At 57.9% G+C, this 13563-nt stretch carries 12 protein-coding genes; 4 read left to right on the forward strand and 8 right to left on the reverse strand.

What is annotated here, in order from left to right; translation table 11 throughout:
- Positions 1-42 precede the first annotated feature (42 nt).
- Entirely contained in the window at positions 43-858 is an 816-nt protein-coding gene (locus tag ACR0IO_RS19975) for an HTD2 family dehydratase (RefSeq protein WP_480744028.1), read from the forward strand.
- Here the strand turns inward: ACR0IO_RS19975 and ACR0IO_RS19980 are convergent.
- The gene (locus tag ACR0IO_RS19980) at positions 850-1884 is read right to left on the reverse strand and encodes an NAD(P)/FAD-dependent oxidoreductase (RefSeq protein WP_480744054.1); all 1035 of its coding nucleotides are present in this window, start codon (positions 1882-1884) and stop codon (positions 850-852) included. The two genes, ACR0IO_RS19975 and ACR0IO_RS19980, sit on opposite strands and share 9 nt — an antisense overlap.
- 55 nt (positions 1885-1939) lie before the next feature.
- On the opposite strand from ACR0IO_RS19980, the gene mnmC2 reads away from it, so the two are divergent.
- Both mnmC2 and ACR0IO_RS19990 read left to right on the forward strand, forming a co-directional pair.
- Positions 1940-2605 (forward strand): tRNA (5-methylaminomethyl-2-thiouridine)(34)-methyltransferase MnmC2, encoded by a 666-nt coding sequence (gene mnmC2, locus ACR0IO_RS19985; RefSeq protein ID WP_480744030.1) that lies wholly within the window; start codon positions 1940-1942, stop codon positions 2603-2605.
- Positions 2602-3471 (forward strand): DMT family transporter, encoded by an 870-nt coding sequence (locus tag ACR0IO_RS19990; RefSeq protein ID WP_480744034.1) that lies wholly within the window; start codon positions 2602-2604, stop codon positions 3469-3471. Before mnmC2 ends, ACR0IO_RS19990 begins: the two co-directional genes overlap by 4 nt.
- Here ACR0IO_RS19990 and ACR0IO_RS19995 read toward each other — a convergent pair.
- Positions 3445-5418: a lytic transglycosylase domain-containing protein gene (locus ACR0IO_RS19995; protein ID WP_480744036.1), complete on the reverse strand. Its 1974-nt coding sequence runs from the start codon at positions 5416-5418 to the stop codon at positions 3445-3447. The genes ACR0IO_RS19990 and ACR0IO_RS19995 overlap by 27 nt on opposite strands.
- A 133-nt stretch (positions 5419-5551) precedes the next feature.
- On the opposite strand from ACR0IO_RS19995, the gene dapA reads away from it, so the two are divergent.
- Positions 5552-6424, forward strand: coding sequence for a 4-hydroxy-tetrahydrodipicolinate synthase (gene dapA, locus ACR0IO_RS20000; protein WP_480744038.1), 873 nt, complete (start codon positions 5552-5554; stop codon positions 6422-6424).
- Between the two features lie 23 nt (positions 6425-6447).
- Here the strand turns inward: dapA and ACR0IO_RS20005 are convergent, their stop codons facing one another.
- From ACR0IO_RS20005 to pta, 6 genes are all read right to left on the reverse strand, one after another.
- Positions 6448-7344 carry a sigma-70 family RNA polymerase sigma factor gene (locus ACR0IO_RS20005; protein WP_480744042.1) on the reverse strand — a complete coding sequence of 299 codons (897 nt, stop codon included), beginning with the start codon at positions 7342-7344 and terminating at the stop codon, positions 6448-6450.
- Positions 7341-7802, reverse strand: a complete 462-nt coding sequence (locus ACR0IO_RS20010; protein ID WP_480744044.1) for a carboxymuconolactone decarboxylase family protein — start codon at positions 7800-7802, stop codon at positions 7341-7343. Before ACR0IO_RS20010 ends, ACR0IO_RS20005 begins: the two co-directional genes overlap by 4 nt.
- A gap of 104 nt (positions 7803-7906) precedes the next feature.
- Positions 7907-8794, reverse strand: a complete 888-nt coding sequence (locus tag ACR0IO_RS20015) for a dimethyl sulfoxide reductase anchor subunit family protein (protein ID WP_480744046.1) — start codon at positions 8792-8794, stop codon at positions 7907-7909.
- Positions 8794-9558 (reverse strand): 4Fe-4S dicluster domain-containing protein, encoded by a 765-nt coding sequence (locus ACR0IO_RS20020; protein WP_170336767.1) that lies wholly within the window; start codon positions 9556-9558, stop codon positions 8794-8796. The genes ACR0IO_RS20015 and ACR0IO_RS20020 overlap by 1 nt, the downstream gene beginning before the upstream one ends.
- The gene (locus ACR0IO_RS20025; protein WP_480744048.1) at positions 9555-12368 is read right to left on the reverse strand and encodes a molybdopterin oxidoreductase family protein; all 2814 of its coding nucleotides are present in this window, start codon (positions 12366-12368) and stop codon (positions 9555-9557) included. Before ACR0IO_RS20025 ends, ACR0IO_RS20020 begins: the two co-directional genes overlap by 4 nt.
- Before the next feature lie 77 nt (positions 12369-12445).
- Positions 12446-13468 (reverse strand): phosphate acetyltransferase, encoded by a 1023-nt coding sequence (gene pta, locus ACR0IO_RS20030; protein WP_480744050.1) that lies wholly within the window; start codon positions 13466-13468, stop codon positions 12446-12448.
- Between the last annotated feature and the right edge of the window lie 95 nt (positions 13469-13563).

Genomic DNA, 13563 nt, shown 5'->3' on the forward strand with positions numbered 1-13563 from the left:
TTGCCGCTTGTTCCGCCATCCGACGGGACCTAAGCTGCCGGTATGACGAACAAAACACTGACCGAAACGCAAAGCGATGTAATGGATCCTGCCCGGGCTGCCGCCTTTCAGGTGGCGCTGGGGCAGGCAGCTTCGATCACACATGGGTCGCCGCTTCCGCCATTTTTCCACCAGCTCTACTTCTGGTCCCCTCAACCGCCTTCCGGATTGGGAAGGGATGGGCACCCTAAGGTTGGTGGGACCGGGTTGATCCCGGACATGGGATTGCCGCGCCGCATGTGGGCCGGCGGGCGATTGCAGTTCCAATCCCCCCTGATGGCGGGGGTCGAGGCAGAGCGTCGGTCGATGCTGGATAGCGCAAGCTCTAAAACCGGAAGAACCGGCCCGCTGGGTTTTGTCACGCTCAGGCATGAAATCCGGCAGGAAGGCACTTTGCGTCTGACCGAGTGGCAGGACCTCGTCTATCGTGAAGATCCTGTCCCTGACGCAACGAAGCCGACCCCACCCACGGCCCGGGTCGATGAAACGGATAGCCGCAAAATCAGCTTCGATTCCACATTGTTGTTTCGTTATTCGGCACTGACGTTCAACGGTCACCGTATCCACTATGATTTGGACTACGCCCGCGATGTCGAAGGGTATACCGGGCTGGTGGTTCACGGACCGCTATTGGCCCAACATCTGATGCTGCTTGCGACCGAAGTTATTGGGCCCATGGCCGAGTTTTCATTCAGAGCGTCGTCACCGCTTATGCATTTTGAAACCGCTCTGTTCTGTCGCAATGGGCAAGACCTTTGGGTACGCGGCCCGGATGGTCGTCAGTGCATGCAAGCGGTGGCAGTACCGCGATCAGAGTGAGGCGTCGGGCCTGAAATCTTCGGGGATCGTATCGCGGTCCTCCAGAACCAGATCTGACATCACCTCTGCTACTTTCGGGGCCATGCCAAACCCGATCTTGAAACCACCATTTGCAATGAATTGCCCCGAATAAAGAGGGTGCTGACCCAGCATTGGTGCCCGGCTCTTGCTGCGCGGTCTGACACCGGCCCAGCGTTCTATGACTTCTGCACCGTGCAAAACCGGGACTGCGCGCATCGCTCGCTCGATCACGTCATCCAATGCATCGTCTGTGCCAGTAGGGTCATTATACTCGCGTTCCGATGTGGAGCCGATTGCCAGTGTTCCATCGGCGTGGGGGACGATATGGATCGCATCCGCAAATAGCTGAGGCACCTCGCCCGCATCAAACCGCAGCAAAGCCGCCTGTCCTTTAACGCCGTTCCCAACGGTTTTACCAAGGGCTTCGCTAAGCTCCTGCAGACCGGCGACTCCGGTTGCGTGAATGATGCGCCCCCTGTCCTGCGCCTCTGTCACAACTTCAACTCCCATCACCGCGAGAGCGGCGACCAGAGCGGCACATGCGCGGCGCGGATGCATGCGGGCCGTCAGAGTATCGTGAATGACGTAACCGGTCGGGGTTGGAGGGCACCATGCACCTTCCGCAGCCGCTTCGACCACACGCCATTCCGCTTTACCGTGCCAAAGCTCTTGCGCCGTGACATGACGTTGTTGTGCAAGTTCCAGACTGCGCTGATCCGGGATCGGTTGAATGCGGCCCAGACGAGCGTAGCCGGGCGACACACCTCCGGTCGCTTCGACCTGCTTCCAGAATGGTTCGGCCATGATCAGGCTTTCAAACTGAAACGCCTTTTTTGCATTCCAGTTTTCAGGAACATGTGGCGCCAATGCACCGACCAGTCCCCCGCTTGATCCTGCGCCGGGGCCGAAGGGGTCAACAATCTGTACCCTTGCGCCGCGACGGGCGCAGGTCCAGGCGATGGACAGGCCGAAAATTCCTGCACCGCGAACCGTCACATCGACCATTGCCAATCCCTTTTTCCTTCTTCAGTGTCGCGTCGCTTAGCTACAGGAATACCCGATGGCAAACCAGCGCGCCAAATTGACTTGGACGGAGGACCAGATTCCCGTCTCGGACCGTTTCGACGACCCTTACTACTCGCTTCAGAACGGGTTGGAGGAAACACGCCATGTCTTTCTGGCGGGTAATGATTTGCCAGCACGTTTTGCACCCGGATTCCGGATTGCCGAGCTGGGATTTGGCACTGGCCTCAATATGCTGACGGTCTGGTCCGAGTGGGAGAGATCGGGGCAAACCACTCCTTTGTCTTTCACCAGCTTTGAAGCTTTCCCAATGGCGGTAGAAGACATGGATCGCGCGCTGCAAGCTTTTCCCGAGTTGTCGCCTTGGAGCGAGAGATTCCTGGCAGCCTGGAATGGCAAAACATGCGATCTGGATACGCTTCATCTGGAGGTCATCGAAGGCGATGCACGCCAGACTTTGTCCTGCTGGACGGGCAGCGCGGATGCCTGGTTTCTTGATGGCTTCTCTCCCGCGAAGAACCCCGAATTGTGGGAAGCAGATCTGATGCAACAGGTTGCGGATCACACAGCGACGGGCGGAACGGCTGCGACCTATACCGCCGCTGGCTTTGTCCGCAGGGGACTTGAAGAGGCTGGCTTTGCCGTTACGCGAAGTTCCGGATATGGCCGCAAGCGGCACATGACGCAGGCAGTCAAAGCATGACACAGCAGAACAACAGCCGCGCAGGTATTGTTCTGATGATCGCGGCAACTATCGTCTTCGCACTACAGGACGGCGTCTCGCGTCATCTGGCGGGCACCTACAACACCTATATGGTCGTGATGATCCGGTACTGGTTCTTTGCTGCCTTTGTTATAGCGCTTGCAGCGCGTGCGCCGGGTGGTCTGAAGGCAGCCACACAGACAAGCCAACCGGGTCTGCAGATTCTGCGTGGTGTGTTGCTGGCGGGTGAAATCTGTGTTGCTGTTTATGGTTTCACTGTCCTTGGTCTGATCGACAGTATGGCCGTTTTCATTTGCTACCCACTGTTGGTTGCGGCGCTTAGCGGACCGGTACTGGGCGAAAAGGTCGGTTGGCGCCGGTGGGCGGCTATCGGGGTAGGATGCATCGGTGTGCTTATCATCCTCGAACCGGGTGTTGGGGTGTTCAACCCCTGGGCAATCATACCGCTGATTTCGGCCCTGATGTTTGCAATTTATGGACTGTTGACCCGATATGTTGCCCGGCGTGACAGCTCAGCCACCAGCTTTTTCTGGACAGGTATTGTCGGTGCGGTCGCGATGACCGCGGTGGGCATGTGGTTCTGGGAACCGATGGCCCGCCCGGACTGGCTGTGGATGGCGTTGCTTTGCGTCAGTGGTGTGTTGGGTCACTGGTTGCTGATCAAATGCTACGAGATGGCCGAGGCCAGCGCAGTTCAGCCCTTTGCCTATTTCCATCTGGTTTGGAGCGCCATTCTGGGCATCTCGATCTTTGGCGAAACGCTGCGACCTGCAGTCGTAATTGGCGCTGCACTGGTGGTCGCAGCCGGGTTGTTCACCCTATGGCGCGAAAGACGACAGGGTTGAGCCGATCAGTTCTTCTGTGAACGGAACGGGCAAGGCAGGCTGACCCAGTCGCGCCCGATAAACCGGCAGACTTTCGGAGACCCGCATCACGTAGTTCCGGGTCTCGTTGAAGGGGATCGTTTCGATCCAATCCACCACGTCAATCTCTCCGGCGCGGGGATCGCCATAGCGCTCCATCCATGAGATGGGTCGCCTTGGTCCTGCATTATAACCTGCAGCCATCATGACAATGTTGCCGTTGAAATCCTCGGCCAACCCAGCCAGATAGTTTGCCCCCAGTTTGGCGTTGTACTGCCAGTCAGTGGTCAGTCGACCGGTCTGATGGCCGCTGAGGATACCCAGGTCCTTTGCGACCAGTTTCGCAGTGGCTGGCATGACCTGCATCAGTCCACGGGCGCCGGCCCCGCTGATGACGACCGGATCGAATTCGCTTTCACGACGGGCAATGGCCAGCGTCATCTCTTTGGCCATTGGCAGGCCCATATCAGCCACCGGATGCACCGGATAATAGGCTGCAGGCAGGACAACACCGGTTTTAGCGGCGCGTTTGGCGATCATGACGGCGAGGTGGGGCTCTTTCAGCTCAAGCGCGAGATCCCCAAGCTGATTGGCCTGAACCTGATCAAGTTCTTCGACCAGATGTGTCAGAAATCGTTCGGACAGGTTTGGCTCCCCGGCTGCATGCAGTAGCAACCCGGCTTCCAACACGCTGGATTTCGTGAACTCCGCTTGTTTCCAATGGGGCGCGCGGCGCGGGTTCGCCAATTCGCTGTCGAATGGGCGACCGATCTGCTCGGCCGCAAGCAGACCGTAGAAAGAGGTCTGATAGTCAGCACCGACCGCATAGGCCTCATAAGCTTTCTCGGCGTTACCTTGCGCGGCATAGGCGCGACCCAGCCAGTACCCGCCACGGCCTTTGGAGATCGGTGATGCAACAGCGTCCGAGAAATTCTGGAAATGCCGCACAGCTGTCGCCGGATCATCCAACTTGCGCAGGGCAAGGAATCCCGCCAGCCACTCCAGATCGGCATAACCATAGCCCATTTCAGGCGTCATGTGATGGTTTGCGGCGATGACATAAGCGCGGTTTGCGTCCCCGTTGCGCATTTCCAGCCGGGCCAGCCGGCGTCGCCCTTCGGCCCATTTATCCGGTTCGCCCAACGACTTTGGGCTGGTCGAGCGTTCCAGCATCAGATCGATTGCGCTGTCATCCAGTTCTTTCCGATCCCGCCAAACGAAACGGTCGAATGCCAAGCCCGGCGATGATGTGAGCGATTTGGGTATAGCCGAAATCTTGCTGTCTACACCTGGCGCACGTTCCTGCAGCGCAATGCGCGCTTCGGCCAGTTTGCGTTGATCGGAACTTACAAGCGGCAGCATCCGTTTGGCGCTGACCAGATGACCATCCCATAACAGACGATCCAACCGCGCTTCGTGATGTGGTTTCAGCAACTTGCCGAAGTTTTCCAGATAGTCACCTTGCAGTCCCGACCCCATGGGCATCGTGCGCCATGCGGCCACGATATCTGCCTCAGCATCACCCTGACGCCCCTTGGCCATCAGGGCTACGGCATAGTTCAGGGCGCCCTCGGCAGATTGCGGAGGCGTGTCCGAATAGAACCTTAAGACCCGATCCGGGTCAGCACCCGTGAAGGAGGGTTCGCTCTTGCGGCGAAGCCACGCCAGACCGGGCCAGTCAGGACGGCGGTCAAGAAACACAAGCACGTCGCCCGAACTGCCAAAACCCTCGCGCAGCCAATGCCAGACAATGATGTCGCGCGAGACAGAGCCACGCGCACCTGCCACCCGCAGTGCTTCGTTCCAATCGCCTTTCCGCATTTGATACAGCGCGGCGCGCAAATCCGCAGCCGCATCGGCGCGGGCAGCCTGAACCTGCAACACCGAAGCCAGAATCACGGCGATCATAAGTGACAGAATGCGTGTCATCCCTTGCATTTCCCAACCAACCAAGGATACAGCCATGCAGGATAAACCTTGCGCCACCGGGATCAACTCACAAACTCAAAATCGTGACAGGCCGGGACGCAAAATCTGCAAACTGCACGCTAAGGAGCGCTCCATGTTCAAAGGCTCGATGCCAGCTCTCGTCACCCCGTTCCGCAACGGCGAGTTGGACCTGGATACGCTCAAACAATTGGTGGAATGGCAGATTCAGGAAGGTTCGACCGGACTTGTGCCTGTTGGGACTACCGGTGAAAGCCCCACACTGAGCCACGAAGAACACGAGGTCGTGGTCGAAGAGGTTGTGAAAGCGGCGGCAGGGCGCGTGCCGGTCATCGCAGGTGCTGGTTCCAACAATACCGTCGAAGCAATCCGCTTTGTGCGATTCGCTCAAAAGGTTGGTGCGGCGGCGGCTCTGGTTGTGACCCCCTACTATAACAAGCCGACCCAGAAGGGGCTGATCACGCATTTCCGTGCACTGCACGACTGCGCAGATATTCCGATCATCATCTACAATATTCCGGGTCGTTCGGTCATCGACATGACACCTGCCACGATGGGTGAGTTGGCTCAGTTGCCGCGCATTGTCGGCGTCAAGGATGCCACCGGTGATCTGGCGCGTGTCAGCCAGCAACGTGCCAGCTGTGGCGCAGATTTCTGCCAGCTGTCTGGCGAAGACGCGACGGCGCTGGGCTTCAATGCGCATGGGGGTGTGGGTTGTATCTCGGTCACAGCGAATGTTGCGCCCAAGCTTTGCGCTGAGTTCCAGCAGGCGACGCTGAATGGCGACTATGCGAAAGCGCTGGAGTATCAGGATCGTCTGATGCCTCTGCATGAGGCTATCTTCATCGAACCCGGTCTCGTGGGTGCCAAATACGCCCTCAGCAAGCTGGACCGTTGCAGTGAAGAGGTTCGTTCGCCGCTGACCACACTTGAGGACAGCACAAAATCCGCCATCGACAAGGCCATGGCGCACGCCGGACTGGTGTAGATTCAGCTGTCAGGGTCTACTGGCTAAAGCAGGCCCTGTTTATCCAGCAGATCTTCCAGATGCTGAGTTTTGTCCGGATTGCGGACCATGTAGATCTCCGCAATCTCTCCATCTTCGATCTTCAGTGATGTTGCCTGCAATGAGCCTCCGGGCTCGCGGTTGATGATTGCGGGCAAACCATTCAACCAACAAAATGCCCATCGGAATGAACGTGGTGCTGACGGCTTTCGTGCCAGCCCGGCAAAGAAACGGATGACTTTGTCCCGTCCGTAGATCGGGTTCAGAGTCGCAATGATCTTTCCACCACCGTCCGAGTGCAATTGAACATCGCGCGCCAGAAGAGCAGTCAGGTGCTTTGTATCACCACTTTTTGCAGCGCTGAAAAACGCTTTGGCCAATTCCTCACCGTGTTCACGTTCAACCCGAACCCGTGGCTTGACCTGTTCGACATGTTTGCGCGCACGGCTGACGAGTTGACGACAACTGCTCTGACTGCGTTTGAGCGTTTCTGAAAGCTCTTCATAAGAGTGTTCGAAAACGTCATGAAGAAGAAAGGCCGCGCGTTCGAGCGGTGACAAACGTTCCAATGCCATCAAAAGCGCGACCGAAACATCGCGATCCAGCCGCTCTGTCGAATCGTCAGTGATCAGAGGTTCCGGCAACCACTCACCGGGATAGGTCTCACGTACTGTTCGTGCTGCGCGCAGTTGGTCGAGACACAGGCGCGTTACGATCCGGATCAAGTAACCCGCTTTATCTCGTACCTGATCGAACTCGACACTCTGCCAGCGTAGATAGGCGTCCTGTACGATGTCCTCAGCGTCGCTGACCGATCCGAGCATGCGATATGCAACCGCGAAAAGTCGCGGTTGCATATCGACAAAGGCCTGTTCTTTAGGCTGTGGACCCGTCTGTGTCACGCTGCTGTGGCCTTAGTGGTGTCGGGGTGAGGAACTGCAAATCCGATCGCCAGACGATTCCACGCATTGATGGTGGTGACCACCAAAGTCAGTGCGACCTGTTCGTGTTCCGAAAAATACTTCGCCATCGTCTCATACACATCGTCCGGAGCCCGATTGGCTTCAACGCGGGTCAGGGCTTCGGCCCATGCAAGAGCGGCGCGTTCACGTTCTGAATAAAGCGAAGACTCATGCCAGGCGTTCAGAAGGTGCAGGCGATCTTCGCTCTCACCATTGGTTCGGGCGTCGTGCGTGTGCATGTGAATGCAATAGGCGCAGCCATTGATCTGTGAAACCCTAAGTTTGACGAGTTCATTCAGACTATGCTCCAACCCTGAGGCACGCAGGCGCTCCTCCATGTCGAGCATCGGTTGCAGCAGTTCAGGCGCGACGGCAAAATGATTGATCCGAGGGGACATCGAATTCTCCTGTTTTGATTTGAACAAAAACAGGACGGACGGGCCACCGGGTTTGTGACATTGTTATTAAAAAAAGAGCCTCGGTAACGAGGCTCTTAATCAGATTATCGTTTTCCGTAGTACAACCCGACCACATGTTCGGCCTGAGCAAAGAACAGCCAACGCGAGACCACAACCCCGGTCAGGTGTGACAGTACGGCAAGCAGCGCAAAGACATGCTTGATCGCGACCCCCGCGACCGGTGTCAGGATCAGCAGCAAGGGCAGGATAAACGCAAGAACGAATGAAATCACACGCAGCTTCTGAGCGTGTTTGCGGCCCACGACATGGACGAATTCACGCAGCAGATAGTTGGTTCCGGTATGCGGTGGTTCGAACGCCCGAACGGTGCCACGATCCCCAAGACCAGTTGCTGTGCCCAGATTGGTGCCGGAGCTTGCCAAGGCCTGATCGCCCTTGGCCCAGTATGCCAGCTGAATTGCGCCCGCTATTGCAAGCAGCCAGGGGGCAAGTGTTTCAGCCCCTGATAACAGCGCACCGCCCGCCAGGCTAAAGGACAGAAACATGGCTGGTGTAAGATTCATGTTCCAGCGTGGGATGGTCTTGAGCTGGGTGTAGATCATTGAGGTGGTGAAGACGGTAGCAAGGCTGAGTATCGCACCGACCCAACCCAACAATGTCCAGTGGCTTTGCAGGAACACTGCTCCAAGCGCATAGAGACCCATAATGATAAGCGCGGCTACTGCGCAGACGCCCTCGCGGCTGAGCCAGCTGGATTTCCATTGGCTGAAGGCTTTCCATGCGCGTTCCGGATGGCCCAGGTGAAATGTTGACGCCAGAAGACCGCCCACCGCCAGCGCATAGGCGATGGCGTAGAATACGAAGGCGACAAAGCCAGTGACCGACGGTTGGCCGAGGCCCAGGAAAAACAAGAGCCCAAAGCCCAGACCCGAAAAGGTCGTGAAGATGATGACTGAAGGTGCGGGATGCATCAGTTCGCTCCTCCGGGAATTTTGTCGAGCGCTTTGTCCAGCCAGCCCAGGAACCCTTTGGACTCCTCAGCGACCGGGGCCAGCAGCGGTGCCAGGATGTCGATTTGTTCTTCGACCTGATCCTTGGGGCGCGGCGGCAGGTATTTGTTGACCGGCTTGGTGCCCATTTCGGGCATAAGATCCATGCCTCCACGGTCTGCGACCAGTTTGCTGACATCGCTGTCCGGGTCACCAAGATCGCCAAAATGTCGCGCTCCGGCGGGGCAGGTGCGAACGCATGACGGGACGCGATCTACTTCGGGCAGGTTTTCGTTATAGATCCGGTCAACGCAGAGGGTGCACTTTTTCATCACGCCTTCGGCCTGATCCAGTTCACGTGCACCGTAAGGGCAGGACCACGCGCACAGGCCGCAGCCGATGCAATCGCTTTCGTTCACCAGCACGATACCGTCCTCGACCCGCTTGTAGCTGGCCCCTGTGGGACAAACGGTGACACAGGGCGCGTCTTCGCAATGCAGGCAGGATTTGGGAAAGTGGATGAGCTGGGCATGACCCTGCTCGGGCTGCACTTCGTAGGAATGTACTCGGTTCAGGAAGGTCCCTGATGGGTTGGCGCCATAAGCGTCCTGATCTGACAGGGGTGCGCCGTAATTTTCGGTGTTCCAGCCTTTGCACGAAATCACGCAGGCGTGGCAGCCGACGCAGGTATCCAGATCGATGACCAGACCCATCTTGCGTTCAGTGGATTGGGGGAGTTGGGTCATTTGCCTACCTTCCACGCCAAGTCTTTGGGGCCGGTGCCAACCGGCGATTTAATTGGATCGAACTCGGGTTGGCTTTCTGCATCCGAAGGTGGCGCAGCTTTTTCGATTTTCACTTTGAGGTCGAACCACGCAGCCTGACCGGTGATCGGGTCAGAGTTGGCCCATCGCAAACCGTCACCCTTAGGCGGCAGAAGCTCGTGGATCAGGTGGTTCAGCAGGAAGCCCTTGGTCGCCTCGGGTGCGTCCTCTTGCAATGCCCACGCGCCTTTGCGCTTGCCGATGGCGTTCCAGGTCCAGACGGTGTTTTCGTTCAGTGCCGCCATTTCCATGACCGAAACCGTGATCTCACCATGCGGAGACGTCACTTTTGCCCAGTCGCCATCCTGCAGCCCATGCTCGCGCATCAGTTTTGTCGGAACATAGAGTGGGTTGCGACCGTGTAATTGACGCAGCCACGCGTTCTGAGTGCCCCAGCTGTGATACATCGCCATCGGGCGCTGTGTCAGGGCGTTAACGGTGAAGCCTTCGTTGCCGTGCTGGTCGGTTTCATACCAGATCGGCATCGGGTCCAGCGTTTCCTTGATCCGCGCGCGCAGATGGTCCGGCGGCTGACGCTCACCATGGCCTTCGGCGGCAAGCTGGAATTTGCGCATCGGCTCGGAATACAGCTGGAACAGGTAAGGCTGCGGGCTGTCATAGATGCCCATACCAACGGCCCAGTCCTGATAGGCGGTGTTCCACGGTTTGTAGTAGTCCGCACCTTCGGGAATGTGGGCTACGTAGAAGCCGCCGTTCTCAATGTAACGGTTCAGCTGGTCTGGATTGACCTCGCCACGACCTTCCTTGTCGCCATTTTCACCACGGAAGCCGGCGAGGGGACCGATGCCGGGCTTACGTTCGTGATTGACGATATAGTCCGCATAATCGACCCATTTGGCGCTGCCATCCTCTTTGGTGAAGCCTGGCAATTCCAACCGGTTGGCCAGATCGATGAGCACCGATTGGAAGCCGCGCACGTCTCGGTCGGGTTCTATCACGGGCCAGCGGATGGCGTCTGCTGCTGCCTCGGCCTCACAGATCGGGCGGTCAAGCAGCGAGATACAGTCGTGGCGCTCCAGATAGGTGGTGTCCGGCAGGATCAGGTCGGCATAGGCCACCATTTCCGAGCTGTAAGCGTCGGAATAGATGATGTGTGGGATCACATAATCGCCGTTCTCATCCTTGTCCGTCAGCATCTCCATGACACCTTTGGTATTCATGGTCGAGTTCCAGGACATGTTGGCCATGTACATGAACAATGTGTCGATCTTGTAGGGATCGCCCGCATGCGCGTTCGAGATCACCATATGCATCAGCCCGTGGCTGGACATCGGATTTTCCCAGGTGAACGCCTTGTCGATCCGCGCCGGGCTGCCGTCTTCTTTCAGCGCCAGATGCTCTGGCCCCTGAACAAAGCCGAGATGCGGGCCATCCAGTGGCGAGTTCGGCGTCACCTTGCAGTGCGGTGTCGGGTGTGCCTCGACCGGCTTGGGATAGGGCGGTTTGAAGCGGAAGCCGCCCGGAACCTCGACCGTGCCGAGGATGATCTGCAGCACGTGCAGCGCGCGGCAGGTCTGGAAACCGTTGGCATGGGCCGACACGCCGCGCATCGAGTGCATGGCGACGGGGCGACCGATCATCTTGGTGTGTTTCTCACCACGGAAATCGGTCCATTCGTGATCCAGTTCGAACGCCTCGTCAAAGGCAACACGGGCCAGTTCACCGGCGATGGCGCGGATGCGAGTGGCGGGAATGCCGCACTGTTCGGCCACCTTTTCGGGGGCGTATTCGTCGCTGAGATAGCGCTCGGCCATCAGGTGGAAGACCGGACGGTGGGTGACGCCATCCTTTTCATAGGTGGCCGACAGGTCCGGGCGGACACCGGGTTTGTCAAAGGCCGTCAACTCGCCGGTGGCGCGGTCGATGACCAGCGGTTTACCGTCTTCATCCCGCAGGAACAGGCCTTTGGTCGGTCCTTCGGACGCGTCAATCAGAACCGGCGCGTTGGTGTAGCGGCTAAGGTAATCGAGATCGATTTTGCCCGCCTTCATCAGCACGTGGATCATCGACAGGATGAACAGGCCGTCGGTTCCCGGAGTGATCCCAACCCAGTCGTCCGCAACGGCGTTATAGCCCGAACGGATCGGGTTGACACCAATCACCCGCGCGCCGCGCGCCTTGATCTTGCCGATGCCCATCTTGATCGGGTTCGAGTCGTGATCTTCGGCCACGCCGAACAGCATGAACAGTTTGGTGTGGTCCCAGTCGGGCTGGCCGAACTCCCAGAACGCCCCTCCCATAGTATATATGCCACCGGCGGCCATGTTCACGGAACAGAACCCGCCATGGGCTGCGTAGTTGCAGGTGCCGAAATTCTGCGCCCAGAAACTGGTGAAGCTTTGGCTCTGGTCGCGGCCAGTGAAAAACGCCAGCTTCTCGGGGTTGTCCTCGCGGATTGGCTTCAGCCAACCAACCGCGATTTCAAGCGCCTCATTCCAGCTGATCTCTTCGAATTCGCCGGAACCGCGCGGCCCCACCCGCTTTAGCGGTGCACGTAGCCGCGATGGAGCGTTGACCTGCATAATGCCAGCCGAGCCCTTGGCACATAACACCCCCTTGTTGACAGGGTGATCGCGGTTGCCTTCGATATAGGCAACCTTGCCGTCTTTCATGTGCACATTGATGCCGCAGCGGCAGGCACACATGTAGCAAGTGGTTCGCCGGATTTCGTCTGAAACCTTTGGCGATGTGTCGATGATTGGCTGGTTCATTTGGGTCCCTGTGGCTATTGAACCGATCTTTCCATACCCGATGGAAAAATCGGAACATTATTTTGCTTCGCCCGAGTTTAGGAAACATCCTTTCGGGTTTGGGAGGTTTGCGCCTGGACTGCGGTCACCGCCACCATGTGCAGGACATCTTCGGCCGAGCAACCGCGCGAGAGGTCATTTGCAGGTTTCGCTAATCCTTGCAGGACTGGTCCGATCGCCTCGGCGCCGCCGATACGTTGCGCAATCTTGTAGCCAAGGTTGCCAGCGTCGAGATTTGGAAAAACAAAGACATTTGCTTGGCCCTGCAACGGAGAAGCTGCCGCTTTCTTGGCCGCTACTTCCGGAACAAAGGCTGCGTCAAACTGCAGTTCACCATCGATCAGCAGATCCGGGTCCGCAGCCTTGGCAATCTCTGTCGCCTCGACGACCTTTGACACTTTCGGATGTTTGGCGCTGCCTGTAGTCGAGAATGACAACATCGCCACGCGTGGCGTTTCATTCGTCAATGCGTGGTAGGATGCTGCCGAGGCACGGGCGATTGCCGCCAGTTCTTCTTCGTTCGGATCAACAACCAGACCGCAATCCGCAAAGATATGAGCGCCCCTTACCGAATGATGATCGCGGCAATAGAGCATCAGGAAGAAGCTCGAGACCATAGCAGCATCAGGTGCTTTGCCAATGATTTGCAAGGCTGCACGGACGGTGTCCGATGTTGTTTCTACCGCGCCGCCGACAGTTCCATCGGCCAGCCCCTTGTGAACCAGCATCGCGGCATAGTTCAGGCGTTTCGTGATCTGCTCTCGGGCCTGCTCGGGCGTCATGCCCTTATGCTTGCGCAGTTCGTGCAGTTCCGCGGCGAAGGACTCGGTCAGAGAAGAGCTGTTGGGGTCGTGAATTTCGATCCCATCAACATCCGAACCGCCTTGCTTTGCCAGTTCAGCTTTGACCTTGGCCTGCTCACCAATAAGGATAATCCGGGCGACCCCTTCAGAGCGGGCCTTCAGGGCGCCTTCGACGACTCTTGGATCATCGCCCTCAGCGAGGGCGATGATCTTGTCGGAGCTGGTTGCAGCTCCGAGTATTGTGCGTAGAGGTTTCACCCAGTTACGCCTCTTGTGGTGTCATGTCGTTTGCGTCGATGCCTGCGACTGCGACGGGTTTTTTCATGGCGTCGCGGCGGAAGGGTTCACCCAGT

It is taken from the genome of Ruegeria sp. CE12 (assembly GCF_056537525.1).